This window comes from Paraburkholderia sediminicola (assembly GCF_046026895.1).
Classification (GTDB): domain Bacteria; phylum Pseudomonadota; class Gammaproteobacteria; order Burkholderiales; family Burkholderiaceae; genus Paraburkholderia; species Paraburkholderia sediminicola_C.
In genome coordinates, this window is the sequence record NZ_JAQQEU010000009.1 from 111446 (window position 1) to 136909 (window position 25464).

21 protein-coding genes are annotated in these 25464 nt (G+C 61.6%); 3 read left to right on the forward strand and 18 right to left on the reverse strand.

What is annotated here, in order from left to right; translation table 11 throughout:
• The first annotated feature begins 76 nt into the window (after positions 1 to 76).
• Positions 77 to 1516 (forward strand): MFS transporter, encoded by a 1440-nt coding sequence (locus PQR02_RS09225; RefSeq protein ID WP_408228666.1) that lies wholly within the window; start codon positions 77 to 79, stop codon positions 1514 to 1516.
• Positions 1517 to 1599: 83 nt separating this feature from the next.
• On the opposite strand, the gene PQR02_RS09230 is transcribed toward PQR02_RS09225, so the two are convergent.
• Positions 1600 to 1989, reverse strand: a complete 390-nt coding sequence (locus tag PQR02_RS09230) for a hypothetical protein (RefSeq protein ID WP_408228669.1) — start codon at positions 1987 to 1989, stop codon at positions 1600 to 1602.
• Positions 1990 to 2606: 617 nt separating this feature from the next.
• Complete coding sequence (locus tag PQR02_RS09235) at positions 2607 to 3299, reverse strand: phosphatase PAP2 family protein (protein WP_408228672.1); 693 nt, start codon at positions 3297 to 3299, stop codon at positions 2607 to 2609.
• A gap of 1053 nt (positions 3300 to 4352) precedes the next feature.
• Here PQR02_RS09235 and PQR02_RS09240 point away from each other — a divergent pair.
• A complete protein-coding gene (locus PQR02_RS09240) occupies positions 4353 to 4826 on the forward strand; it encodes a hypothetical protein (RefSeq protein WP_408228675.1) in 474 nt (157 codons plus the stop codon).
• A gap of 405 nt (positions 4827 to 5231) precedes the next feature.
• On the opposite strand, the gene PQR02_RS09245 is transcribed toward PQR02_RS09240, so the two are convergent.
• From PQR02_RS09245 to PQR02_RS09255, 3 genes are all read right to left on the reverse strand, one after another.
• A complete protein-coding gene (locus PQR02_RS09245; protein ID WP_408228678.1) occupies positions 5232 to 5438 on the reverse strand; it encodes a DUF6900 domain-containing protein in 207 nt (68 codons plus the stop codon).
• 21 nt (positions 5439 to 5459) lie between these two features.
• Entirely contained in the window at positions 5460 to 5642 is a 183-nt protein-coding gene (locus PQR02_RS09250) for a hypothetical protein (protein ID WP_408228681.1), read from the reverse strand.
• A 386-nt stretch (positions 5643 to 6028) separates the two neighbouring features.
• Complete coding sequence (locus PQR02_RS09255) at positions 6029 to 8389, reverse strand: mechanosensitive ion channel family protein (RefSeq protein WP_408228684.1); 2361 nt, start codon at positions 8387 to 8389, stop codon at positions 6029 to 6031.
• On the opposite strand from PQR02_RS09255, the gene PQR02_RS09260 reads away from it, so the two are divergent.
• Positions 8388 to 8567 (forward strand): hypothetical protein, encoded by a 180-nt coding sequence (locus PQR02_RS09260; protein ID WP_408228687.1) that lies wholly within the window; start codon positions 8388 to 8390, stop codon positions 8565 to 8567. The genes PQR02_RS09255 and PQR02_RS09260 overlap by 2 nt on opposite strands.
• A 269-nt stretch (positions 8568 to 8836) precedes the next feature.
• Here the strand turns inward: PQR02_RS09260 and PQR02_RS09265 are convergent, their stop codons facing one another.
• From PQR02_RS09265 to PQR02_RS09325, 13 genes are all read right to left on the reverse strand, one after another.
• On the reverse strand, positions 8837 to 9217 hold the full coding sequence (locus PQR02_RS09265; protein WP_408228690.1) for a potassium channel family protein: 381 nt from the start codon (positions 9215 to 9217) through the stop codon (positions 8837 to 8839).
• A 78-nt stretch (positions 9218 to 9295) separates the two neighbouring features.
• Positions 9296 to 10306 carry a DUF2955 domain-containing protein gene (locus PQR02_RS09270; protein ID WP_408228693.1) on the reverse strand — a complete coding sequence of 337 codons (1011 nt, stop codon included), beginning with the start codon at positions 10304 to 10306 and terminating at the stop codon, positions 9296 to 9298.
• Between the two features lie 19 nt (positions 10307 to 10325).
• Entirely contained in the window at positions 10326 to 11453 is a 1128-nt protein-coding gene (locus PQR02_RS09275) for an HlyD family secretion protein (protein WP_408228696.1), read from the reverse strand.
• Entirely contained in the window at positions 11450 to 12928 is a 1479-nt protein-coding gene (locus tag PQR02_RS09280) for a TolC family protein (protein ID WP_408228836.1), read from the reverse strand. The genes PQR02_RS09275 and PQR02_RS09280 overlap by 4 nt, the downstream gene beginning before the upstream one ends.
• A gap of 87 nt (positions 12929 to 13015) precedes the next feature.
• Positions 13016 to 14122, reverse strand: a complete 1107-nt coding sequence (locus PQR02_RS09285) for an AI-2E family transporter (RefSeq protein ID WP_408228699.1) — start codon at positions 14120 to 14122, stop codon at positions 13016 to 13018.
• A 79-nt stretch (positions 14123 to 14201) separates the two neighbouring features.
• The gene (locus PQR02_RS09290) at positions 14202 to 14771 is read right to left on the reverse strand and encodes a BPSL1445 family SYLF domain-containing lipoprotein (RefSeq protein ID WP_408228702.1); all 570 of its coding nucleotides are present in this window, start codon (positions 14769 to 14771) and stop codon (positions 14202 to 14204) included.
• A 424-nt stretch (positions 14772 to 15195) separates the two neighbouring features.
• Entirely contained in the window at positions 15196 to 16575 is a 1380-nt protein-coding gene (gene gad / locus PQR02_RS09295) for a glutamate decarboxylase (RefSeq protein WP_408228839.1), read from the reverse strand.
• 80 nt (positions 16576 to 16655) lie between these two features.
• The gene (locus tag PQR02_RS09300) at positions 16656 to 18311 is read right to left on the reverse strand and encodes a bifunctional aspartate transaminase/aspartate 4-decarboxylase (protein WP_408228705.1); all 1656 of its coding nucleotides are present in this window, start codon (positions 18309 to 18311) and stop codon (positions 16656 to 16658) included.
• 60 nt (positions 18312 to 18371) lie between these two features.
• Positions 18372 to 20117 (reverse strand): aspartate-alanine antiporter, encoded by a 1746-nt coding sequence (gene aspT, locus PQR02_RS09305; RefSeq protein ID WP_408228708.1) that lies wholly within the window; start codon positions 20115 to 20117, stop codon positions 18372 to 18374.
• Between the two features lie 342 nt (positions 20118 to 20459).
• Positions 20460 to 20858: an RT0821/Lpp0805 family surface protein gene (locus tag PQR02_RS09310; RefSeq protein ID WP_408228711.1), complete on the reverse strand. Its 399-nt coding sequence runs from the start codon at positions 20856 to 20858 to the stop codon at positions 20460 to 20462.
• Between the two features lie 35 nt (positions 20859 to 20893).
• On the reverse strand, positions 20894 to 22660 hold the full coding sequence (locus PQR02_RS09315) for a SulP family inorganic anion transporter (RefSeq protein WP_408228714.1): 1767 nt from the start codon (positions 22658 to 22660) through the stop codon (positions 20894 to 20896).
• Positions 22661 to 22874: 214 nt separating this feature from the next.
• Positions 22875 to 23933 (reverse strand): DUF2950 domain-containing protein, encoded by a 1059-nt coding sequence (locus tag PQR02_RS09320; RefSeq protein WP_408228717.1) that lies wholly within the window; start codon positions 23931 to 23933, stop codon positions 22875 to 22877.
• A complete protein-coding gene (locus PQR02_RS09325; protein ID WP_408228720.1) occupies positions 23845 to 25257 on the reverse strand; it encodes a DUF3300 domain-containing protein in 1413 nt (470 codons plus the stop codon). Before PQR02_RS09325 ends, PQR02_RS09320 begins: the two co-directional genes overlap by 89 nt.
• Positions 25258 to 25464 lie beyond the last annotated feature (207 nt).

Genomic DNA, 25464 nt, shown 5'->3' on the forward strand with positions numbered 1-25464 from the left:
GGAATCCGGCGACGACGCAAATCCCATCCGGCTTCCTAAAAACAACAGGGCCACGGGACACATCAAGGAGACAGTCATGCAACGCGTCATCACCACGGAAATTCCGCAAGTCGCGGCATCCGATGCCCGAACCCAGGCACGTACCGCTGCGGTGCTTTCGGGGCGAATGGACCGCCTACCCGCCACAAGCTATCTCTGGATGCTGGTGTTCCTCATCTCGCTCGGCGGATTCTTCGAAGTCTATGACCTGATATTCACAGGTTATATCGCGCCGGGCATGGCTAAAAGCGGCCTGCTGCAGACGACCACCACAGCGTTTTTCGGCTTTCAGGGGATTGCTGGCTTCATCGCGGCCACGTTCGCGGGCCTCTTCGTCGGGACGTTCGGGTTCGGTTGGCTGCCTGATCGCTACGGGCGCCGCGCCGTGTTCACGTTCTCCCTGCTCTGGTATTCCATCGGCTCGGCCATCATGGCATTTCAGACCACGGCCGAAGGCGTGGTTCTGTGGCGCTTCATCACCGGCATTGGCGTAGGGATCGAGATCGTGACGATCGACAGCTACGTCACCGAGCTTGTCCCCCAGCATATGCGAGGCCGGGCGATGGCCTTCAACCAGATGATCATGTTCGCCGCCGCGCCGGTGGCCGCCATCCTCTCGTTCTGGCTGGTGCCGACGACCGTGCTCGGGCTCGACGGCTGGCGTTGTGTGGTACTCATCGGTTCGATTGGCGCCGTGTTCGTATGGTTCATTCGCCGAGCCGTGCCGGAAAGCCCGCGGTGGCTCGCGTCGCATGGCCGCGAGGAGAAAGCCGAACGAATCGTCGAGAAAATGGAGGCAAAAGCTGTACAGCAGTCGGGGCGTCCTCTGCCTGCGCCCGCGCCTGCTGTCGAGCAGCCGGCCCACCGTCGCGCGTCGCTCGCCGAGCTTTTGCAGCCGCCCTATCGCGGCCGGCTGATCATGCTCATCGTGTTCAATTTCTGCCAGGCGATCGGCTACTACGGCTTTGCCAACTGGGTGCCGACGCTGCTCATCGGGCAAGGTATCACCGTCACGAAGAGTCTGCTGTATTCGTTCGTGATTGCGATCGCTCTGCCTGTTGGCCCGATGATCGCCATGCTGTTTGCGGACAAGGTGCAGCGCAAATGGCTGATTGTCGGCGCCGCGTTCGCAGTCGTTGTGTTCGGACTGCTTTTTGGTCAGGTGAGATCGGTCGGACTACTCATCGTACTCGGCGTATTGATCAGCCTCGCCGGGCAAACGATCTCCGTGTGCTACCACGCGTACCAGTCGGAGTTGTTCCCAACCGCTGTGCGTTGCCGCGCCAACGGCATTGTGTATTCGGCGAGCCGGGTCGGCGCAATGATGTCAGGTTTTCTTATCGCCTTCCTGTTGCGCGACTTCGGCGTGAGTGGGGTGTTCGCCGGGATTACCGCGTGCATGATGGTGGTGATGATCTCGATCGGTGCGTTCGGTCCCAGGACCAACGGGCTGCGGCTTGAAGAGATCAACCACTGAGCGCTTCCAGTAGCGCTCCAATTTCCGCGGGAGTGGGTGACGAGACCGGCGAGGAGCGCCCGAGACCGAACGGCATTACGGTCTCATTTGTCGCAACCTGCCGGCTTCATCCGCTCTTCTCTCAGTGCGATTGCCTTATCCAGCACCTGGATTAGCTGAGTCATCGTGTTGACTTCAAATTCGACACCGAACATTTTCAAGCGTAGTTTCCGTCCGGGGTCCGCCTCCAACCACGCCCCGACGGCGGCGCTTAGTGCCGGCCCTACCTGGGCAAGAGAAAAAACGAATTCGCCTATTAGGGCCCTGCGAGCGTCGACAACGTCCATGTTCAAGGCTACAGAATTGACCTGGATGTCCGCGGCATCAAGCGCCTGGTAAAAGGCTCTCAGGCTGGCCTGAAACCCGTCACTGAAAAATGGGCCGTCATCGGCGCTCGGAATCAGCTGGATTCGAAGCCAGGCTGGGTTCCTCACTGTCTTGTACCTCCCTAAATCGGGCCAAGCGCTCCGCCATATTTGTGAGTGCCGCTCGCAGTGAGCGACATGATTCGTTCCGCCCTTCTCTATTCCGTCATACAAGAAGCCAGACAAGCGTCGGATGTCGCGTCAGTTCGGCCCGCAATATATTGACCTCTGCAAGCCGTCTGCCCCCTCACTCGATCACTTGTCAGCCGCCTCTACGCGCGCTTATGCCAGGCAACCAGAAGTCTAACCTGAACATCTGAATGCAAGCTTAAGGACTCCAAATTCAGATTGGTTCTTCAGATATGACGCCGATGGTGCACAGAAACATTGCCTATGGCAACGACGGTAACCGCTGGTTTCCCAAGTTACACGTAGACGTTTGCGTCGACTCCCTCCGTCGTGCAGCGCGTGCTGTTGACGAGCCAAAACGTTTAGTCGCAGGTGAACTGTGGGACCGCTTTCGGGCGAGCGCGACGGTCCGTTCCGCATCGGGACTTTATTTGCTGCCTCCGTGCGCTCTGGCTATCGGCGGATCATTGCACCGAAAGAGCGCCTCTAGAGGAATGTGGAGGCGAAGGGATGCGCCTTTCGAACCAGGTCCTAAATTGGCACATTGCCTGTACGTCTCACAGAACCTTGTAAAAGGAACTTGCGAATTTCCTTAATTCGTCAAACTGGGTAACCAGTTCCAGGCAGAGCACAAACGCAAGCATCGCCGACGGTCCCGGGTAGCGTTCCATCCATCGCAACACAGTCGGCGCATAACGGGTTCGGATGGAGCCCCGGGTCATGATGCAGGTAATGACAATCCCGATCACGGCTCCCGCGAGCAAGTCGGTGGGGTAATGAATGCCGAGGTAAGCGCGCGGCGCGCAAATGAAAATCGCGGTATAGAGAAGCGCAAAGATCCCGACCCTGCGGGAGGCTATGAAGATGCCCACTGCCACCGACATCCATAGCATTGCGTGATCGCTCGGAAAGGAACTCCATGCCGACAGCACGCTCTCCCGGTGCAAAATAGATGCGAAGTGTTCATGCCATTCCGGGGTGTTGATCGGTCGCATGCGGAAGGGCAAAAAATCTGCGAGGACCCTTCCTATGAAAAGAGCCAATATGCCGCTCAGGATGGTCGCGATAACGATTTGGCGTGTCCATTCTCTACGTTCGTCCGCGCGGAACCATAGCCACCACAAGACGGGGATGAGCAACAGACCCTTGAACGTATAAAAATTCGTGACGGCGTTTATCGCGTGGTTACACAACGGGCAAAAATTCAGGCTTGAGAGATAGCTCTCGAAGACCGCATCGATGTTGTTCATTTCGCGGTAGCTATGACGTTCGGTGCAGCAGGGCGAGCCTTGCACATTTTCTGGAATGGGTTGGCCGATAAACCGCCATCAAATCTATTTATTGACAGGTGCAGAGTAAGCTAACTCCTGATGAAGAGGAACTCACATTTGCAAGCGAACGCGCGATTGACCACATTGGATTCATCGTGCTCCACGAGTGCGCATGATACCCGCACTGAAGCATGCGGTGGTGGAGAAATTGTACAAATGCGGAGCGTCATCCTGTCTGATGGGTTGCCGATCATCACACAGACGCTGCGCCCCTTCCTTAATAAAATCTTACGCTTTTGCCAGCAATTTCAGGTAATAATCTTCCCCGTCGAATCGCACATATCCCCTACATCGGCGCAGGACAGTCACTGCGAATCTGCGCCTCACCGCCTCACCGCCTCACCGCCTCACCGCCTCACCGCCTCACCGCCTCTCAGGTTCTAGCTTGCCTCGGATGCTAGACCTTTAACGCCGGCCCCGCGCCGGCTTTTTTTTATAGCCGATTGATTGGAGTCAGGGGTCCCCAATGGATTCGTCCTCCCCTACCCGCTCAAGGCTTCCTTCAGCATTGCGCCACAGAAATGTGGACCGTTTTTGCCGCGAGTGCAAACTGGGCAATATCCCTATTCCACATTGCCCGTTCTTCACGGTTCGCCCCATATACCGGGAATGCCCGTGCTGAAGACTTTCTGGATTGAGCTGCCCACAAAACACAAACGCTTGCCGTCAGGCCCGCAAATTGCGGAGCAGTAGCTGCCCTTTGAGACGAGAGGACTAATCCCGCGAGAGGCCACATCTTGCACATCGAGGAGGGTCCTTTCTCGATCGCGTATTGCAGCAGAGCGATCGGAAGACTTGCGCATTCGCGACAACCGCTAGTCGATCGGAGCGGGCGCATTGGCACCGTGGTGTTGCAATTAGTGTCGACTGGTTACCACTTGTCACAAAAGGAGGGTCAACGTCTGCTCCTCGATCGACGTTGATACAGACAGCACTGGCCAACGCCGTGCAAATTTAAGGGAGTCTAACATCATGAAGAAGATCCTCACCGCGGTCGCATCTGCGCTGCTTATCACGTCGGCGTTTGCGCAAACCGCCACGCCCGCTGACAAGGCACAGGCCAAGGCCAATAGCGAAAAGAGTGAAGCGCAAGCTACAGCTAACAAGAAGAAGGCCGAAGCACAAAGCGATGCCGAGAAGGCGCAGGCGTCTGCAAATGAAGATAAGGCATCGGCACAAGCCAGCGCCGACAAGAAAGCAGCAAAAGTTGAAAAGGCGACTACCGTAGCGGAAGCGTCCGATGCGCGCGCTGACGCCACAAAAGCGCAAGCCAAGGCGAATAAGAAGAAGCACGATGCGCAGGCCAAGGCTAACGAGAAAAAACACGATGCTGCCAAGGATGCCAACGTGGCGCAAGCGAAAGCTGACAAGGAGAAGGTCGAGGCCCAAAGTGATGCGAACAAGAAGGCCGCCGACGCGAATGTCGATGCAGCCAAGAAGCAGTAACAGGCTCACCGCTCCGGCGGCTTGCCATCCGACAGCCATCGCGCACACGAGCCAGCAGATGAGACGCTCGCCAGGGGGCGAGCCCATTGGACTCGCCCCTGATGCTGCGCGCCATTCAATGACGCTCGGGCCGTCGCCTGAGCGGGTGCTAGTTGGCGTCGGGCGTTATCGGACCCGATCCCAGCTCCTTGAAGCGAGCTTGGTGTGCCGATGCCCGCCGTTCAGGCGATACGGACGCGGCCATCTTGACGCAATCGCGCCGGAAGGCTAAGGGAGTCCGCAAGCGGTCGATCTCGCCTGCATCAGCGCGTATAGTTGCCAGATTCACCTCACGTTGACCGGCGCGCGCTAGTCGCGAGATTGCAAACCCTGTACCCCGCGGCTTGGCGCACTCGGACCCGCGTTTCATACCTGATGCTCGTTGACGTTATAACCCACTTCGAGCCCCATTTTGTAGGCCTGTTCAAGCGCGTTCGCAATATCAGCGACCCGCAACAACTTGATATCCACGAGCTTCTGTCCGGTCCGCTCGAATGAATTGATTTCGAGGTGCTCGTCGGCTATTGCGACCAACGCTGCCCAGTAAGCCTCTTTCCTGATTTTCTCGACCATGACGGCCTCCTCCTTTCAACGTTACCGCCAATACGTGCGGAGAATGTCCTTCGCCACGGCACGCACCCAATCCTGATCCGAGCGACACGTCAGCGTGGACTGCTTCGTGTTCGGATGTTCAGCCTGATTGACGGGGTGACCCATCAACAGGCCGAACTCGTAGGCCCGCTCAAGAGCCTTCGCGACGCTGGAAAATCCTGACAAGCCGGATGTCGGTTGCAGCTTTTCCCGACTCCGCGAAAGAGCGGATTCCGAGTTCCACGCTGGCGACGGGTTTCACCCATGTTTGCCTCCGGCGTCGAGCCTCACACCTTACCGCTTGTCATTCTATTGATTTAACGCGCAGGCGGCCTCGACCGTCCGTCACACCTGGAGCCAGCAGTCGCTTAACACGGTGGATAACTCAATCACGTTGAATGATAGGGCAACCATTTCGGATGACCCAAGACGCGCCGCCCGGAATACGATCGTGCTTGCCTGGTCGGTCCCGAGCCCTCCTCCCGGCACAAGCGATCGCCGAAAGTACAACGCGCCTCCTGGAGACCGTCGCGATCGCAGCCGGCGAACCTGATCGACGATTTCGAAACTGTCTAGCCCGCCGGTGGCTCCGTTGCTGGTGGCTCCTTGAGCGCGCGCAGTTCCGACGGCACGGTGCGAGCCGGTCTATGGCGGGGTTCACTGTTCGCGTCGTTCGCTTGCCGGCTCTCGTCCTGGCCGCTGTCGTCAGGCTCCGACCATGCGTTGGGCTCGTTCGCCGGGGTGTGAAGCCGCATATGCGGCACCGGAATCTCAATCCCCGCCTCATCCATCTTGCGTTTGAGCCGCGCGTTGAAAGCGCGCGCCACGCTCCATTGCTGCAGCGGCCGCGTCTTGATCTGCCCTTTCACAACCATCCAGTTAGCCTCGAAGCGGTCGAGCCCCCACACTTCGACGGGCGCAAGTATTTCCTTGCGCAGACGAAAATCTTCCTGCAGATCGGCCCCCACCTCCACTATCATGCGTGTGACGTCATCGAGTTCGACGGCGAACGGCACGCGTACCTCGAACACCGCGTTGGCGAAGTCGCGCGACAGGTTCTTCACGATCTTGATCTGCGAAAAGGGAATGGTGTGAACCGCGCCTTGTCCGTCACGCAACCGGACCGTGCGGATCGTCAGGTCCATGACGATGCCGGCATGGCTGCCGTCAATCTCAATCCAGTCACCGACAGAGATCGTCTCCTCGACAATGATGAAGAGCCCCGTGATCAGATCGGTGACGAGCGCCTTCGCACCGAAGCCGACTGCAAGACCGATCACGCCCGCACCCGCCAGGAGAGGCGTCAGATTGACGCCCAGACTCCCGGCGGCGACGATTGCGGCGAGGGTCGCAACCGTCACGAAAACTGCGTTGCGCACGATCGGCAGCATCGTGCGTGCGCGCACGCCGGGACCGAGTACCTTGTTGCGGGAACCGCTCGGGCCCAGCGCGTTGACAATTGCGGTGTCGCAAAGTATCCATACGAACCAGGCGCCGAAGACCGTCGCGATCACTGTAACCAGCGCATGCTTGAAACTGGGTGTCATCGCACTGTGCTTGATCATCCGCGCGATCGGACCGCTCCACAGATCCAGTTCGAATTGAATGTACGCGAACCACATCAGGAGGACGAGCAGCGTGCTGGCGAAGCGCAAGAGTCGCATCAGGTGCGGCGCGCGGCGCTGTGCGCGCGTATCTCTTCGACGCGTCACGTGCAACAGCAGCGCCGACACAAACAGCGTGAGCACGAGTAACAGCGCGCTGACAAGCGACGGCTGCAATACGTTCTCTTCCGAACCGCGCGCATCGATGATCGCAACGACCGACGCGACCGCCATTAATAGAATCGGGATGTGCCACAGCGATGCGAGGATATCGAGCGCTTCAGTGGCAAGTTTGTGATCACGCCTTCGCGCATACGGGCGATTGCGTATCAGATGGGTAACGGGCCGCCGGTAAGCGAGTGCGAAATAACCGATCATGACGGCAGCCGCCACGTTCGCGGATGCCGACACGAGCCCGGCGAGATTCACGCCGAGCAGGCCTGCGACGTTCGGGTTGGCCGTCGCGTCGCCTAGCGCGCCAGACGCACCAATCGCGAAAAGCGGCCAGCGGCTTTGCGAGAGCAGCTGATGGACTGCGACACGCCGGTGTGCCGTATTGAACGCCGAGAACACGATCAGGCAAATCGCCGAGAAGATCGAGCCCGCGACTATCGCATAGACGATCACAAGCCCCAGCGTGCTGCCGAGCGCGTCAGGCATTCCCCGCATGAACAGCGCCACTGCCACGAAGGCGATGATCCATGGCGCCGTCCGCCAGAATGCGAAACTCAGGAGTTCGAACGACGTTGGATTCGGTTCCAGCGCGAGCTTCCAGCCATAACGCGCACTGATGCGCCGGCGCAGATAGATCAGCAGGCCAGCGCACGCGCCCCAGCCCGCAAGCGTCGCGATCATGCCAAGCAGGACGTGGCCGAACGACTCTCCGGTGCCGCCTCTGATAATGGTCCAAAGATCGTTGGCCGCCGCGCTCGAACGGGCCGCCCAGTAGTGCAACGGTGTGCGGCCCTCGCTCAGATCCGTCTCGACGGACGCAATGCCTGATGCGATCGCGCCGAGGAGATCGCTGCCGCCCTGTGCGGACGAAGCGGGCACCGCGGGTGCGGCACGTTCGGTCCCTGCGCGCAGCCCCTTCAACTGCGCGACCAGCGCTTTGCGTTGTGAATCGCTCTCGAGCGTGCCGATCAGGCTGTCCAGCGAGCGCGCCAGTTCGGCCTGATTGGCGGGCGACGGTGCCGACGCGGCCTGCGCCGCCGAGGCTGGCGGCGCGGACCCACCCGTCGCATTGTTGATGAGGTTCTGCAGCCCGGCGGGCAAGGCGGCCGCGGCCGGGTTAAGGGCCGCCGAAAACAGAACGAGGAAGCAGGCCATGGCCGACCATAAGCTGACGCACCCAATGGCGCGCCACACACCTGCATGTAAAACAGCGCGCGCCGGCCGTCCGACGACGACCGTGGCATCGCTGGATTCACGCGACAAAAATGCGGTCATGGCGATCCCTTACGAAAGCCTCTGCGCGAGAGAGCAGAACGCGCATCGCTTTCTGTAATGTACGCTCGACGCGAGCCCGGCCCGCCCGCGACGATGTTTCAGTGCGCATCCGCAACACAATATGACCCCTGCCCGACCCGTGGCGTGACGCGGCGCCCAGGGTGACGCCCGGGGCTAACGAAGCGCGAGGCCGAAGCAACGCAAGGTCGGCACCCGCACGCAGCGCGAATTGACCCGTAAGCAGTTGAACGAGACGATCCTGAGAATTGCCGGAGCGCGGCTTGGCTCGGTGCCTGAAAGCCGCTAAGCCAGTCCCGCACAGGCAGCCTAATCCCGAACGCTAGCCCGGTGCGCAGCCTCCTGCACGCCCCGCACGGCTGCCGCAACGATCAGCCCGGTGAACACCATGCCGGTCAGCCCAAGCAGTATTGCGTCGATGCGGCCAAACGTCGACGTTGGGACCACGTCGCCATACCCGATGGTCAGCGCCGTGATTGCGCAGAAGTACATGGTTTCCCCCATCGGCGAAGGCGTTCGCTTCACCGTCTCCACGGGTCCCCCCATGTAATACATGGCGAATGTCAGCAGCAGAAACAGCACCAGAAGGCTCGCAAGGAGCATACGCAGATACCAGAGCGTTCTACCCGACTCCCGCAATATCTCACTTGCTCGCACGCGGACGACCGCGTCGTTTGTCGCATTTCCCATTGCACGCAACCTCCTTGATTGTGTTCGCAGGGACGCCATTCCGCGCGCTGGGCAGAGGCACGGGTGCGCGCAGCGTCATCACGCGGGGCGGCGTCGCTCGAAAATCACCAACATCAGACAGGCGTACACCGTGACGGCCACGAAGAGTCCCATACGGACTGCAAACGCCGTATAGACGTCCTTTCCCGCCGCGCTGTCCTGCACCGATTGGCCCAGCAGAATGATCATGGTGACCAGGCTGTTCAGCCAGAAACCCGGTGAGTAACGCGTCGGGCTGATGCGATAGAGCTTGCGTCCCACCACCAGGCCAAACAGCAGCATCCACAGGTAGAACATCCACAGGCCGACAAAGAGCCTGAGCGCAAACCAGAACACGATCGCCAGCAAGCCACCTAGCAACGTGGAGCCGATCAGATCGCGTGCTGCGCTACGGGCCGTCGTGGTGCAGCTTTGTCGGCCGAGACTGACGGACTTCATGATGATCGGCATGTAGCTCGCTGGATCAGCGATGGCGAACAGATACGCCGGCATCACCACGAGTGCGGCGCGCAGCGCGATGCGCGCCGCCTGCCCGTCGGGCATGACCTGAGCGGCAGGTTGTGGCCCCGTGCTCACGGGCTCGGGAAACAGTATGTGAGTCAACGCGGCCACCAGCACGGCCAGCACGAGGCCCTTCACCAGCGCGCCGACAACCGTGACGGCCAGCTGGAAGTCGGCGGTTCCGGCCGCGGAGATCATCGTCAGACCGGCCACCAGAAAGGTCGAGACCAGATTATTCCCGCCGCGCAAACCATAGCGAAACGCGAGGAAGAGCATGAGGCCAACAAGCATTACACCAGCGAACGCGTAATGGCGAAGCAACGGCACAAGCAGCAGGCCGCTGCCCGTGGTCAAAGCCACGATCAGCGCGAACGCGACGCCAGCCCCGAACGACAATGGGCGGTTTTGCGTCGCCAGAAGAAAGACGGCGAACACCGGCGCGATGACGGGGACCGACAGGTCCAGCGCGAAGCTGATGGTCAGGCAAAGTGCCGTCCCTGTGGCAACGCGTAGCGTACGTCGGCCGAGAAGCTGAAGCCTGGGTTCCATAGATGCAGGGGTTAGCCATTCAGTAAAGGTACGAGACCCAGCTCATCACGCGCAGAAACACGCGACCCAGCGGATTGAGCGGATTACCCGGATCCGGAAACGCCATCACTTCTGCCTGTCCGCCGACACGAACGTTGTGAAGGCGCGCCCTCTCAACCGGTTCGAACTCGACGATGACCGGAAAGCGTTGCGCGGGGCGCAGCCAGTCGCGGCTGTTCTGTACGGTGGGCAGACCGCCGGGCGGCGCGCTCTGCCCCACGCTCACGCCATAGCCGATACTGCGAAGCCGTCCCTCGAAAACTTCGCCCGGTAGCGCGTCCAGCGCAATCGCCACGGGTGTGCCGGGCCGCAGATGCCCCAGGTTGTTTTCGGTCATATCCGCACTGACCCACACGTCGCGGATTGCAATCAGCGTCATGACCGGATTGCCCGCCGCCGCGAACTGGCCGACCTCCGTGCGCAGATCCGTGATGACGCCGCCGGAGCGCGCCCTGATCCGGGTATTGGCAAGATCGAGTTCGGCCTTTTCCACGGCGGCGCCAGCGCTGCGCAACTGGGCGTTTTCCGCCTCATTGCCACCCTGCTGCTCGCGCGCCCGCTCCACTTCGGCACGCGCTGCGGCAACCTGGCTCTGGGCCTGCTCGTGCGTCGCTCGCGCCACTTCGAGACGCCGCAGCGAGACGGTGCCCTCATCCTCGCGATACAGCCTTTCGAGCCGCTCGCTGTCCTGGCGTGCCTTGACTTCATTCGCGAGCGCCGCGCGCAACGATGCAAGCGCCGAATCGATCCCTGCCGTGCTCGCACCGACCTGCCGGCGCGTCGACTCGAGGTCGGCCCGCGCGCGATCGACGGCGATCCGGTATGGCACGCTATCAACCTCGAAGAGCACGTCGCCCGCTTTGACTTCCTGATTGTTATGCACGAGGACGCGGGTCACTCGCCCCGATGCTTCCGCGGCGACGGATACGACGTAAGCCTGAACGCGCGCCTGTTGCGTATAAGGGGTGAAGCGATCGGCGAACAGATACCAGATCAGGCTGACCACGATCACACAGACGACCCACTTCACCGCCTTGCCCGACGGGTCAGCGGCAGCCGCCGGCGGCTTCGGCGGCGTGACGGCGGTGGGCTCGGGCTTGTCGCTCATCGGGACGAACCTCCTGGCGAGGCGGCGGATGCGGCATTCGACTCGTTCAGCAGGTCACCCCAGTCGGTGCGCTGCTGCATCTGCTCGCGTGTCGCGGGATCGACGAGCGGCTGTTCCGAGTACCAGCCTCCACCGAGCGCCTTGTAGAGCGCAATCAGACCGCCCACCGCGTTGCCGCGGTTGACGATGTACGCATCCTGTTGGGCGAACAGGGCGCGCTGCGCGTCGAGGACCCGCTGGAAGTCCGAGTACCCTTCCCGGTAGATCGTATTCGCGAGCTTGAGCGAGCGCTGCGCAGCGCCTTGCGCGTCGTTCAGGATGGTGTCGCGCTGCCACGCGGCGATGATTGCCGTGGCGGCGTCGTCGGCCTCGCGGGCCGCTTCGCGCACGGTGTTCTGGTAGGCGACCGTCAGCTCCTGCAGCCGGGCGTCCTGCACGCGCACGTTGTTGCTTATCTTGCCGTGATCGAACAGGTTCCACGTAACGCTCGGGCCGACGGCCAGCGCCAGCGTACTCGGTGCGCCAGTGAGCGAACTGGCGCTCCAGACCAGCGAGCCGAGCAACGACACGGACGGGTAGAAATCGGCCTCGGCCACGCCGATGAGCGCGGACTGCGCGGCCATCTGCAATTCGGCCGCGCGTACATCCGGGCGGCGCAGTAAGAGATCTGCCGGGACATCCTGCAGTACGGCCCGATCCACGATCGGCAATACTCCCCCTTTGCCCGCTTGCACATTCAGTTCCGGCAACGGGCCAGGCGGCCGTCCAAGCAGCACGGATAACGCGTGATGCGCGAGCACGATCTGGCTTTCGAAGTCGGGGATGCTGCTCAGCGTGCTGAGATACTGCGTCTTCGCCTGCTGGAGATCGAGTTCATCGGTCTCCCCGCTTTTGAAGAGCTTTTGCGCAATCTCGTAGCTGCGCTTTTGCAACTGGGCGTTCTCGCGCGCAATGCGCAGGCGCGCTTCGGCCGTGCGTAGCGTGAAATACGTATCGGCGACCTGTGCGTGCAGCAGCACCAACGCGCCATCCCGACTGGCTTGCGCCGCGAAAAACCCGGCATTGGCAGATTCGATTGCGCGGCTGAAGCGCCCCCAGAAATCCAGCTCCCAGCCGACGCTGAAACCCGCCGCGTACTGCCAGTAGCCGCCTGAGTGCGGATTGAATCCATCCGAGCGTTTGCGCGCCGAGGCCAGGACGTCGGCATTGGCCTGTTGCACCTGCGGATAGCGGCCCGCGACCGCGATGCCCAGTTGGGCGCGCGCCTCGAGCACGCGCAGGCCGGCAAGCTTCACATCGCCGTTGTTTGCATCGGCCTGCGCGATCAGACTCTCGAGGTTCTGGTCCGCGAATATCCGCCACCATTGCCGGATGTCCGGCTGGGTTGCCTGCTGTGTGACCTGCTCGATCGACGCACTGCTCCAGTGCTCGCTCCATGCCTCATGCTGCGGTTGAAAGTCCGGGCCGACACGCATGCATCCGCTCAGACAACCGGCCGCGATCAGCAGCCAGTGTGTGCGAGCGTTCTGGGCCACGGCGGACACGGATTGGCCCCGGCACTCTCAGGTCTGTTGTTCTTCTTTTTTTAGCCGCTCGGGCTTTGCCTGGTCTTTGACCCACCGCCAGAAGAGCTGGTAACCGACTGAAAGCACCACGGGACCGATGAACAGACCAATGACACCACCTGTGACCATCCCCCCGAGCGCGCCGATCAGCACCACAGGCATCGGAACAGCGACGCCGCGGCCGAGCAGCAATGGCTTGAGCACGTTATCGGCAAGCCCCGCCACGAACACATACACCGAGAAAATGATCGTCATTGCGCTCACACCTTGGGTGGCAATAACGAAGATGATCACGGGCACCGTGATCAGCGTGGCTGGCAACTGCATGATGCCGATGAGCAGCACCGCGAGCGCAAGCAGCCCCGCACCGGGAACCCCCATGACCACGAACCCGATACCGATCAGCAGCATCTGGATGAAGGCGATCCCGACCACGCCCTGGGCGACCGCGCGAATGGTGGCCGTGCATAGGTCGGTGATCTGCGGGCCGTTCTCAGGGCCGGAGATGCGTGAGGCAATCTGCACCGCGCTGGTGTGGCCTTTCTCGCCGTACGCCATCAGGATGCCAGCCACAATCAGCGCGGCGAAGAATAGCAGCAGCCCGGCACCGAGACCGGTAACCGTTCCAAGCAGCACGAGACCGGCATCCTTGAGCTGTGGAGCGAACTTCAGCACAAGACCCGTGAGGTCGACGGAAGCCTGCTGCCAGAAGTCGTACACGCGCTGGCCAATCAGCGGCCAGCTGGCCACCGAGTCGGCGGGAGGTGGAATGCTGAAGCTGCCGCTTTTGAAAATGGTCATCGCGTTGTCGACCGATTCGGCCACCGCGCCCCCCAGCAGGTAGGTCGGCACGAGGATGACGCCAAACGCGACGAGGATGATCAGCGTGGCGGCCAGGCTATCCTTGTTGGCGAGCCTACGCCGAAGTCTGACGTGAAGCGGATACAGCGTGATCGCGAGGATCACGGCCCAGACCATGAGGTTCAGGAACGGGGCGAATATCCGGAAACAGAAAATGGCCAGAACAGCAACGAGGCCTGCACGGATCAGTACGTCGAGCAGTTCTCTGGACAACGTCCGTTGGGTAATCGGTGTCAGCAGCATAACTTGTCTCCCGGCAGGACGGCTGCGCACGTGCTGGAATCAGGCCTCGATAGACTTGAGTTGCGGTGCGGCGCCGGTGTCAGATGTCGAGCTTGCTGATCTTGGTGCCTTCGAAACTAAGATTGGCCATCAGGCCGGAGTTCGTCAGCACGAAACCGACGATCGGCGCACCCGTCGTCGCGGTGTCGAGCTGGCCATTGGCGCCCTGCTTCGCCACCGCTACCGAACCATCCACGCCCGCGGTCCAGCCCTTGTCGTTCGTCCGGAATTTATCGAGCGCGTCCTGGGTCATGAACATCAGAAACACTGCCTTGGACTGGGCGCCAATCTGCAACCCGAACGAGGCGGTACTGGTCTTGTAATAACCGATGGACGTTCCCCCCTGACGGAGCGCACCTTCGCCATATTCGCCGCCGACGACCAGGCCTGCTGCGATCACCGACGGAAAGACGAGAATGGCCTTGGCCTTGTCGGCCTGCGCCTGCGCGCCCGGCGTCGCAGCAAACAGCTTCTTGAGGGCACCGTCGACGCCGGCATCTGTCTGCTGGCGCTTGCTGGCCGCCTCATTCGCGCTGGGAGGTGTGTTGCATGCAGCCAACGAACTGGCCAGTGCGATCGCCGTTAGCGAAAAGAAGGTACGACGGTTCATGAGACTCTCCTCGGTTGAAGTGCGACAAGTTCGGATCTGACGCGCCTGAGAATGCTTGTCTACATTCATCGAAAGCAACGAATTGACGCTGGTGATCGAAGATCGAACGAAGTGGGCTCAGGATCAAAGTTAATGTCGAACCGGCATGAATGGACCATCGCCCTCAACAGACCGATTGACACCGCCGTGGAATCGCCGAACAAAAATACATCGAGTTAAGATTAGGCCCGATGCCCGCCGGCAGGTATTGGACCTTGGTCCTATGTCACGCGGGACCCGACACTGCGTGCCGATCACCAACGCGGAACGCCCCGAGACAAACTGAACCCGCGATCCCGACGACAATGGACAGTGATCGGCATCGTCCCGATCCCGGCTCTGTGCAAAAGCCCTCGCGATTCGCGGCAGTTCCCGCTTGGCGTCCTCAGCATTTAGTCTGCGTCGTCTTTTCCGCGGCATGCGCGTGCAGCGCGGGAGGCTTCGCGTTTCCGCCATTTTTCTCGAGGAATTTACAGGCATTGACGATGTCTTCAGCGAGCAGTCCCGCCACATTCCTATTGATATGCGGCCGCACCACGACCCGCAGGCTTGTTATCTCCTCGGCATTGGGCGGCATCGTGTATGCCGCGAGCACCCAGCCTTTTTCCCGTACCTTGTTCGAGACATCGAATTCGTTGAAGTTCTTTACCTTCTTGTCGAGCGTCACCGCTACCACGGGTATCCGCTGCGCTTCGTTCATGACCGTGAAGTAGCCGCTGTTCACGAGAATTTCGCGCAAGGCGATCGCATTGTCCAACGTGTGCTGCATGACCCTTCTGTAGCCTTCGAATCCCTGGCGAAGGAACATGTAGTACTGCACCGCTACCTGAAAGGCGTTGCGGCTGAAATTCAACGTCGCGGTCGGCATTTCGCCACCTAGGTAATTGACGTAGAAAACCAGCTCCTCATTAAATACCTTGCGCTCGCGGAAAATGATCCAGCCGAGGCCAGGGGGTACAAGGCCATACTTGTGTCCCGACGCATTGATGGACTGCACGCGCGGCAGCCGGAAGTCCCATTCGTAGTCGGGGTAAAGGAACGGATTGACGAATCCTCCCGACGCGCCATCGATATGCATCGGAATCGACACACCGGTGCGCTTCTCATAGTCGTCGAGCCAGTCATGGATGCCCTGGATATCGTCATCCTCGCCGGTGAATGTTTGTCCCGCGATGGCGACTACCGCAATAGTATTTTCGTCGACGTACTTCCCGAGCTCTTCCGCCGTCAGGCGGTAGTTGCCGGGACTCAGCGGCACGATGCGCGGTTCGACATCGAAATAGCGAAAAAACTTTTTCCACACGATCTGCACATTCCCACCGGTGACCATATTCGGCTTACTCGCGTCTTTTCCTTCTGCTTCCCTTCTCTTGCGCCAGTTCCACTTGTGCGCGAGGCCGCCGAGCATGCACGCCTCGGACGAGCCCACCGTCGCCGTACCATACGGCTCCACGCCTTTGGGGCCATTCCATAGCTGATGCAGCCACCTGACCATCCGCGTTTCCATCGCGAACACCTGCGGATACATGTCATGGTCGATGTAGTTCTTGAATATGTTGCGCTTGGCCGTCTCCGCAGCCTCCGGCTCGGCCCAGGTGGTGACGAACGACGACATGTTCAGCATCGGGTTCGCGTCGGTCCACTCGGCGCTGATGACGACCGCGGCCGCCGCGCGCGCGGACATCCCGTCTTTCGGAAATTCGTTCTCTGGAATCGGATAGTTGAACTCGTCGTAGGGTGTGATCTTTTCGCTGTCCGTAGTCATCTGGTACTCCTCGCTGGAGAAAGGTTGGATGCGAAGGCCGCCGCAACCGGCGGGATCACCGGTTTGTCCGGGGCCGGGATCTACAGCACCCTGTTCTTGTCGAGCTTGTTGCCGGTTGCGGCGTTGTAGCGCTCGACATAATCGGCAAGCAGCGTTCGAATGGCGTGGCCTATCTTCCGATAGTCGGACTCGTTCAGGTTCGCAAGCGACACGCGGCCGGACGGATGCGGCGTGCCGAAGCCCCGCCCCGGCAGCAGCACCACGCGCGCTTCCCGGGCCAGTCTGAAGAGCAGTTCCGACGGCTCGGTATTCTTCATGAGCCACTCGACAAATTCGCGTCCGTACGCACGTTCGCCGAGAAACTCCAGGTCGAGAATCGTGTAGTAGTCGACCTGATTCGTGTCGTCGTCGTCGAATGAAATGCCGATCTCTTCGTAAAGCGCACGCTTGCGGCTGCGGATCAGGCGCTTCAGCGCGTTCTTGTACGCGTCCGGCGTGTCCATCAGCGAGAACAGGGAGAACAGCACCATCTGCACCTGCTGTGGAGTCGACAGGCCCGCCGTGTGATTCAGCGCAACGGTGCGGCTGTCGGCCACCAGGCGGTCGATGAACTTGAGCTTGTCCGGCTCGGTCGTGATCGACTCGTAACGCTTGTGTAGTTCCTTCCTGGCGTCCCCGGGCAGTTCGGCGATCAGCTTGTCGAGCACGTTGTCGCGATGGGTGGCGATTGCGCCGAGACGCCAGCCGGTCGCGCCGAAATACTTGGAGTACGAATACACCAGGATAGTGTTCTTCGGCGCGAGCGCGAACAGCGAGACGAAGCCGTCGGCGAAGGTGCCGTACACGTCGTCAGTCAGCAGGATCAGGTCGGGCCGTTCCTTGACGATGTCGGCAATGTACTGAAGGCTTTCATCGCTGATCCGCACCGACGGCGGGTTGCTCGGATTCACGAGGAAGAACGCCTTCACCTTCGGGTCGCGCAGTTTGTCGAGTTCCTTGTTCGAGTATTGCCAGTTCTTTTCCACGTCCGCATTGACCTCGACGACCTTCAGTTGATAGTCGTTCAGATGCGGAATCTCGATGTATGGCGTAAAGATCGGCATACCGAGCGCGATCGCGTCGCCCGCCTTGATCAGCCGGTTCTCGCGCATCGTGTTGAAGATGTAGGTCATCGCGGCCGTGCCGCCTTCCACCGCGAAGATATCGAACTCGCCGATGAACGGATGGTCGCCGATCATCTCCCGGCGCAGATACTGGCCGACGATGACCTCCGACAGCCTCAGCATCCGGTCGGGCACCGGATAGTTCGACGCGAGAATGCCTTCGCACATCTCGTACAGGAAGTCGCCGTCGGACAGCCCGAGTTGATCGCGAACGTACGACACGGCACTCGCAAGGAAGTCGATGCCGGGCACGCCCTTGTTGCCGCGCAGGAACAGTTCGAACCGCTCGACGAGTCCGTCGCGCCTCGGAAAGCCGCCGAGCCCCTCCGGCATGTACGCAAACGACCGCTCCGCTTCGCGCATCGCAAAGAGGCCGAGTTGCCAGAAGCCGTGGCGCGGGGTCGTCGCGAGAAAATTCGGATTGCCGCGCCCGGCGTTGAGCATCGCAAGGTTCGCGGCTCGCTCGACCGCGCCGCCGCCCGCCGCCTTGATCAATTCGTCCTTCAGTTCAAACGGACTGAGTGCGGCCAGCCTCGCCGCCTTCTCGGTATCCTGCTTTTCCCGCTTGCTCATTTGCGCTCTCCAGAACGAAGTTTGCCGGACCGGTGTCGCCCTCGCGACGCCCTCTCCGGCTCAAGACAGAATCATCACGATCACCATCCCCCAGATCGTCAGGAGGGTATTGCCCACCGCGTAGGTGACGGTGTAGCCCAGTCCCGGGATCTGGCTTTTCGCTGCGTCACAGATCATCCCCAGCGCCGCGGTCGTGGTTCTTGCACCGGCACACACGCCGAGCAGGATGGCCGGATGAAAATGAAAGACGTAGCGCGCGACAAACATGCCGAGAATCAGAGGAACAGAGGTGGCCATGACCCCCCACAGGAACAGACCGAGACCGAGGTTCTGCAGCCCGGTGACAAATCCCGGCCCTGCCGTTAGACCGATCACGGCGATGAACACATTCAGACCGACAGAGTTCATGAACCACACGGTCGGTTCCGGAATCCGCCCGAAGGTTGGGTGGATCGCACGCAGCCAGCCGAACACGAGACCGGCGATCAGTGCCCCGCCCGCTGTCGACAGCGTGATAGGAATGCCCGCGACATTGATGACGATCGCACCCACCAGCGCGCCGACGGTGATCGCGAGGGCCACGAAAGCCACGTCCGTCATGTTGGTCGGCCGGTCCAGCACGCCGAGAGCTTTCGCGGCGGCACTCGTGTCCTGAGTCCGTCCGACGATCGTTATCGTGTCGCCGCGATGCAGCCTGGTGCTGGGCAGCACGGGAATCTGTGTTTCGGTGGGTCCCCGCTTGATCTTCCGGAGATAGACGCCCCGCGCTAGCGGCAAGCCTGCAAGCTCCTGCAACGTCTTGCCATCCACCGCCTTGCTGGTGATGTAGACGTCCACGCCCTCGGCCGGTACTGCCAGCAGTTCGGGATCGTCCACTTCCACTGCGCGCGCTCCGCGCACCGCGACGGTCTGATCGTCAGTGTCCGGCCCAGTCGCGTCGCGGCCCCCGAGCACAGAGACCAGCTGGTCACGGGGACCCGCTATCGCGACGACATCGTCAGCCTGGAGAACCAGATCGAGGGTCGCTTCCTGGACCGTGCTCCCGCGCCTCACGCGTTCGATGAACAAGCGCGTATTTTCAGGCTGGAGCGCTTCAACCTGGCTGACCGTTTTGCCGCACACCACGCTGTCCGGCACGACGCGAAAAGCACGCAACTCGTACCGGTGCCAGGCCTGGCCAGCCCCGCCCAGTTCTTTGGTTCCACCGAGACTCGCCTCGTATTCCTTGCATGCCGCGACGAGGTCGATGCGCAGCAGCTTCGGCCCGAGGGTCGCGAGAATTACCGCGGAACCGATCGTGCCGAAAATGTACGAGATGGCGTAGGCGGTCGGCATCGCGTCGAGCATGACTTTGGTCTGATCGGGCGGCAACCCCAGCCGGTTGATGGCATCCGTCGCCAACCCCATCGATGCCGAGATCGTCTGCGATCCGGCAAAGAGTCCGGCCGCGGAACCCAGGTCGTAACCCGCCACTTTCGCAGCAACGACCGCGGCGGCTAGAGACAGCACGCACTGCACGACCGCAAAGAGTGCCTGCGGCAAGCCATCCTTTGCGATGCCGCGCACGAACTGCGGCCCGACCCCGTAGCCGACGGCAAACAGGAACATCAGGAAGAACACCGACTTGACGTTCGGCGATACGGTGATATGAAGCTGCCCAATCGCAATGGCAGCCAACAACGTTGCCGTGACGGCGCCCAGACTGAAGCCTTTGAAGCTCTTTGCGCCGACCCAGTAGCCGATGGCGAGTGACAGGAATATCGCTATCTCGGGATAGTGTTGCAATGTTCCAGTTAGCCATGCCATGCCATCGTAGCCCTCGTCTGCGGTTCACCCTTCTGACACACATGTGCGAATGGGTGCGTTGTCAATGAATCATGGCCGGCGAGCTCCAGTGAGAAATTTGCCTATCTCTCGAATCGGCCTCTCGCCGTTACTACAATGCTTCTTCTCACCGGCACGGACAATACGACTTTGGTCGCACGAGGAACCCCAACCCGGTCAGAGCTTGCAGACCGAGGCGGACGTATGGGCGCAATCAAGGAAGCCGCTACGGCGTTCCGGCAGTAGACAGCTCAATGCCGTACTTCGCCGTCGACAAGGCACGCCGATGCGATCAAACCGCCGCGAGGCGGCTCGCACGAGCACTCATTGCTTGATGATTTTCCAGGGTCCGCTGCCCTGTTTGCAGACCTTCGGCGTCCAGCTTTGCATCTGGCCTTTGGCCATCGCGACGAGTGTCGCGGTCCGGCAGGTTCTATCGCCCTCCTTCGTGGTGGTCTGCGGCGTCACCGTGCCTGTGATCGAAACGGAGTTGCCGGTGCCCGCATTGCTCCATTCCAGCGATTCGCCGTCTTTCTTGGTTTCGAGCGCCACTTGTGCCGCTTGGTTGAGTGCCTTACGGTCGGCGTCCTTCATGTAGCTAATCGGCGTGTCCTTGAGGAAATTCAGGTTCGTCGCCTGGCCGAATGTCGCACAGACCAGCAGCGCAGCGCCCACGATGCAGCGCGGCAGCAGGTGTACGGTCATATGGGATTGGGCTCGCATAGATCATCTCCATCGATAACGGGTTCGGCCACATGCTATGTCGTGGCCCGGGGCGCCACATCCGGGCCATCGGCGGCGCCCCGATGCGACTGGAATTCGTCGACCACGTCGGCCACCGAGTCGCGCCGGCCGATGTGGCCCAAACGATCTTCGAGACCTTCGGCGCGCAGCATGTCCCGCACGTCCGCGTGTGCGGCCACCACTTTCATCGCCGTGCCGCAGGCCTGAAGCGCTTCGTGCAACGCGTTCAGCATCCGCGCGCCCGCCAGGTCGACAACCGGCGACGCGGACAGGTCGCAGATCAGCAATCCGACTGGCTCGGACGCCGAGCGGATCTTCCACAAGATCGTCTCGCGCACGTGCTCGACATTGAAGTAAAGCAGCGATGCCTCGACGCGCACTGCCAGCACATGTGGAATCGTCTCGTTCTCGGCGTGCCGCTCGATGTCCGAAAAAATGCGCGTGCCGGGAATACGCGCAAGAATCGCCACATGAGGATGCGCGGCACGCAGGATGATCAGGAGCATCGAAACCAGGACCGCGACAATCACCCCCTGCAGAATGCCCAACATCAGCACCGCCGCAAACGCGACCATGGAGATGGCGAATTCAAAGCGGCTTACCCGCCAGACATGCCGCAACTCACCAACATTGACCAGCCCTTTCACGGCCACCAGCACAATGGCCGCCAGTACGACATTGGGCAAATTGGCGAGCAAACCCGTCAGGAACATCAGACTCAGGCAGATGGCAATCGACGCGAATACGAGTGCAAGCGGGGTCTTCGCGCCGGCTTTGTCGTTCACCGACGATTGCGACAGGCCACCTGCGACCGGGTACGCCTGGAACAAACCCGCAGCCAGATTCGCGGCGCCGAGACCGAGCAGTTCCTGACGCGCGTCGATCTCGTACCCGTTTGCCTGAGCAAGTGCGCGCGCCGCCGACACGCTCTCGACATACGCCAGCAACAGGCACGCAAAGGCGAGCGGGACGACGCCATCGACATCGCGTACCCGCAGTCCTGGCAGGTGGAATTCGGGCAATCCTCGCGGCAGCGCGCCCACGAGCTTGAATCCCAAACCGGCCAGCGGTGTGACGGACAACACGACGATCGAAGCAACCACGACGACGAGCGCAACGGGACGCCCCGGCAGAAATTTCTCGCCGAGCAGCAGCAAGGCAATGCAGACCAGACCGAAGGCGAGCACGGCCAGATTGGTCTGCGCAAGCTGGCCGCCGAGCACCGCAATCCGTTCGAAGAAAAACTCCCCGCCGCCCTTGACCCCGAAGAGTTTCGGCAGTTGGGTCATCGCGATAGTCAGCGCGGCGCCCGCCTTGAAACCGAGCAATATCGTCTCGCTGATGAAATTGACCAGCGAACTCAGGCGCAGCAGCCAGGCCACGACACACATGCCGGCGATCAGCACGGCCGTGAGCGCCGCTATCGAGGCCCAGCGCGCGGGATCGCCGGCGGCCATCGCCGCTACGGTGACGCCGACCAGCATCGAGATCGCCGAAGTCGGACCGATCGCAAGCTGGCGCGACGAGCCGAACAGGGCGTAGAACAGTCCACCGACGAGATAACCGTAGATGCCGTATTGCGGCGGCAACCCGGCAAGCGATGCGTACGCGAGCGAGACCGGGATCCCGTAGGCCGCGAGCGTCGTACCCGCTATCGCGTCGTTCAAGAGCCATCGGGGCTTATAGACTCGCAGCCACTGTAAGGGGGGAAACGCGCTGCGCCACCCGCGCACGGCGAGGTCGGCGGCCACCGGATCGGTGACGCTGGATTCGTTGGTCAACGTAGCGCCTCGCGTACGGAAGCAGACTCGATAGAAACACGGGCGCGCCCGGTTCGATGATCCAGTGCATGGCGCTGCGCGAGCGGCCCGTTCCACTTTTCAAGCGTAGTCGATAGCTCGCGCGATCCACATCGGACCTTGGTCCTGGGTGCTTGCGCACCCGCGTGCGCCGCAAGCGCAGGCCGCAGCCCGCAGCCCGCAATAGGCGATCGGCTCAGAACGGATCCTTAACACGCTGCCATGTGTGATCCGGGTTGAACTCGGTGACCGGCGGTGCATTTGCGCCGCGATTCTTCTGGTAGATGACGCCGTTGTTATTGACTACGAAAGTCATCACGCCGCTCGTGCCATATATGGCTGGATAGGCGACCATCGCGAACCCGGCGACCATATGCCCGTTAATGATGTAGCTGAAGGCGCCGCCTGGGGCGTCCTTGCCTTGCCTCGTCAAAATACGGAAGTGATAGCCCCGGTAAGGGTCGCCCGCCTTGTGGCCCTTCAGATACTCCGAGCTGACGGCGATCAGCGGACCAAACGGACTGGCTTCTTCACCGCTGCTCTCATCCGTGTGCCAGTAGAGACCATCATGCTTGCCCGGCGTACTGGCAAGCTTTTGCGCGTATTCCAGCAGGCCATCGCCGTTTCGATCGCGTGACGCGTATTCCCGCTGAGCGTCGAGATAGGCGCGCAGCACGTTGAGTGCCTCGCGTTCGTTGGCGCCGATCCGACGATTCAGCATTTCAACCTCGCCGATTTCCGTGGCGAACCGCCAGCTGCCGTTCTCCTTCACGATGGGGATAGGCATAGGCCACGCCTCGTCGCCGACCAGCAGAATCCGGCGGTCCGGGCCCGCTTCATCGAGGACGTGAAAGGCATCCAGTTCCGCGCTCGCCTTGGCCCAATTCGCCTCGTTCTCCGCCTGATCCGGCGAAACCACGAGGCTCTTGTGCGCCTCGCCGAAAATGGCGACCAGCGTCGCTTCATCGCCGGCCTTCAACGCCTGGGACAAAGCGGTGACCGCCTCCTCCGGCGTGGCGAACGTCCGTTGCCCTGCGGCGAGGGCCCCGAACGGAACCAGCAGCGCGAGGACCAGGGCGCACAACCCGCACCATGAAGCGAGTCGGGGCCGCGAGTGCGCGCGTGGGTTCTTGCCGGTCGTGCTCCGGTCAGTCATTGTCATCCCCCTATCGCCGTCCGCCACCGCCACCGCCACCGCGACCGCCACCGCCGCCGCCACGGGAAACCCCGCCGCCGCCGCCGCCGCGTCCGCCACCCGATGAAAATCCGCCGCCGGTGGGGGCGGAAGCCCGGGGAGACGGGCTGCGTGTCTGGGACATGGACTGACGACTCGCCGCGCCTCTCGAACTGTTCGCCTGCGCGTCGCGCGCCGACCCGTAGCCGCTAAACGCATCGCCCCCGCGTCCCTGCGAGGCCCGCGCGCCCTGGTCCCTTGTGGCCGGCGATGCGGAGCGCTGAGCGCCCTGGTCCCTCGTGGCCGGCGTAGCGGGGCGTTGAGCCGCTTGCTGCCGTCCGCCTGCAGCCTGGTTGCCGCCCCCCGCGGTGCCGCGAGCCGGGGCGTCGCCGACCCGTTGCATGCCGCCGGTGCGGCCTGTCGTGCCGCTGACCTGGCCGGGCTTCTTTTCGGATCGCCACGCGCTCGACTGCCCTCCCTGGTTTCGCGTACGGTTGACATCGCCCGTGTTGATATTGCCTCGCTCGACGTTCCTTTCCCTGTCGCCTCGCTCGACGTTCCTTTCCCGGTTGACGTTGATGTTGTTATTGCCGCCGCCGCCGTAATGCGCTTCGTAGTGGTTGCCGCTCCAGGCCGCGCCCATCGCCGCCCCCCAGATCAGGCCCGTCGCGAGCGCCGCGCCCGGCGCGTAGGGATAGTAGTAGGCCGGATAAGGCGCAGGCAGGTAGCCATAGGTCGGAGGTGCGCCGGCGACCACGACGGTCGTCGGGTTGTACTGCGGCACATAAATCACCTGCGGATCGGCCGGGGCGATCTTGATCACCTCTTTTTCCACCACCACGACCTGCTTGTCATCGGATTTGAGTTGACCCGCCGCCTGCGTTTTACGCCGGAAGCGCTGAACGGCCTCGAGCACCGCGCCCTGATCGGTGACCACGGCTTCGCCGAGACTGCTGGTCCAGTCGAGCTCGGTACTCATCCTTTTGACGATGTCGGGGTAATTCAGCAAGGCCTTCACGGGATCGTGCCAGCTCTCGTTGACTTTGAGCGACTTGTCACTCTTGCGCTGATCGAGGAAGCGATCTGCCTGCACGATTTCCACCGGGTAAGTCGCAGCGGGAAGAATAATGGCGATAAGATCGTCCGGATATAGCGCAATGGGCCCGACGAGTTGGTCGAGGGTCGCGGCAGGAATGGCGACCGCCGCGCCGCTGTCCGCGGCGGGAGCCTGCGCAAACGAGAGCGTGATGGATGACGTCGCGCAAACCGTCAGCATGGCGGCAACGAGCGCGCGGATCGCAACGCGGGCAGGCCTTGACTTCTCAAAGCCAGGCTTTCGCCCGCACCCGTCGAGCGCCGGCTCAGTCGGGATGATCCGTTCAGAAGCACGCGTAACGCGGTCCATTGAGGCGTCCCCTCACTCTTCACCATGCGACTCGGGTTGCGATCTTTGAAAGACAGTTATCCGAAGCAATAAATCGACACGCAAACCTGCCGTACAGATACAGTTTGGACCGAGGATGTGCCGTATTGCAAATACGACCTTGGTCCGATTGCGCACTGCACGGCTGGGCGCAATGATGGAAGCGAAACTGCCACTACTGCACGCACA

Coding starts and splice junctions, on each gene's coding strand:
- PQR02_RS09225 (WP_408228666.1), top strand. CDS start 77: ATGCAACGCGTCATCACCACGGAAATTCCGCAAGTCGCGGCATCCGAT.
- PQR02_RS09235 (WP_408228672.1), bottom strand. CDS start 3,299: ATGAACAACATCGATGCGGTCTTCGAGAGCTATCTCTCAAGCCTGAAT.
- PQR02_RS09240 (WP_408228675.1), top strand. CDS start 4,353: ATGAAGAAGATCCTCACCGCGGTCGCATCTGCGCTGCTTATCACGTCG.
- PQR02_RS09245 (WP_408228678.1), bottom strand. CDS start 5,438: ATGGTCGAGAAAATCAGGAAAGAGGCTTACTGGGCAGCGTTGGTCGCA.
- PQR02_RS09260 (WP_408228687.1), top strand. CDS start 8,388: ATGGCCGACCATAAGCTGACGCACCCAATGGCGCGCCACACACCTGCA.
- PQR02_RS09255 (WP_408228684.1), bottom strand. CDS start 8,389: ATGGCCTGCTTCCTCGTTCTGTTTTCGGCGGCCCTTAACCCGGCCGCG.
- PQR02_RS09265 (WP_408228690.1), bottom strand. CDS start 9,217: ATGGGAAATGCGACAAACGACGCGGTCGTCCGCGTGCGAGCAAGTGAG.
- PQR02_RS09270 (WP_408228693.1), bottom strand. CDS start 10,306: ATGGAACCCAGGCTTCAGCTTCTCGGCCGACGTACGCTACGCGTTGCC.
- PQR02_RS09275 (WP_408228696.1), bottom strand. CDS start 11,453: ATGAGCGACAAGCCCGAGCCCACCGCCGTCACGCCGCCGAAGCCGCCG.
- PQR02_RS09280 (WP_408228836.1), bottom strand. CDS start 12,928: ATGCGTGTCGGCCCGGACTTTCAACCGCAGCATGAGGCATGGAGCGAG.
- PQR02_RS09285 (WP_408228699.1), bottom strand. CDS start 14,122: ATGCTGCTGACACCGATTACCCAACGGACGTTGTCCAGAGAACTGCTC.
- PQR02_RS09290 (WP_408228702.1), bottom strand. CDS start 14,771: ATGAACCGTCGTACCTTCTTTTCGCTAACGGCGATCGCACTGGCCAGT.
- gad (WP_408228839.1), bottom strand. CDS start 16,575: ATGACTACGGACAGCGAAAAGATCACACCCTACGACGAGTTCAACTAT.
- PQR02_RS09300 (WP_408228705.1), bottom strand. CDS start 18,311: ATGAGCAAGCGGGAAAAGCAGGATACCGAGAAGGCGGCGAGGCTGGCC.
- aspT (WP_408228708.1), bottom strand. CDS start 20,117: ATGGCATGGCTAACTGGAACATTGCAACACTATCCCGAGATAGCGATA.
- PQR02_RS09310 (WP_408228711.1), bottom strand. CDS start 20,858: ATGCGAGCCCAATCCCATATGACCGTACACCTGCTGCCGCGCTGCATC.
- PQR02_RS09325 (WP_408228720.1), bottom strand. CDS start 25,257: ATGGACCGCGTTACGCGTGCTTCTGAACGGATCATCCCGACTGAGCCG.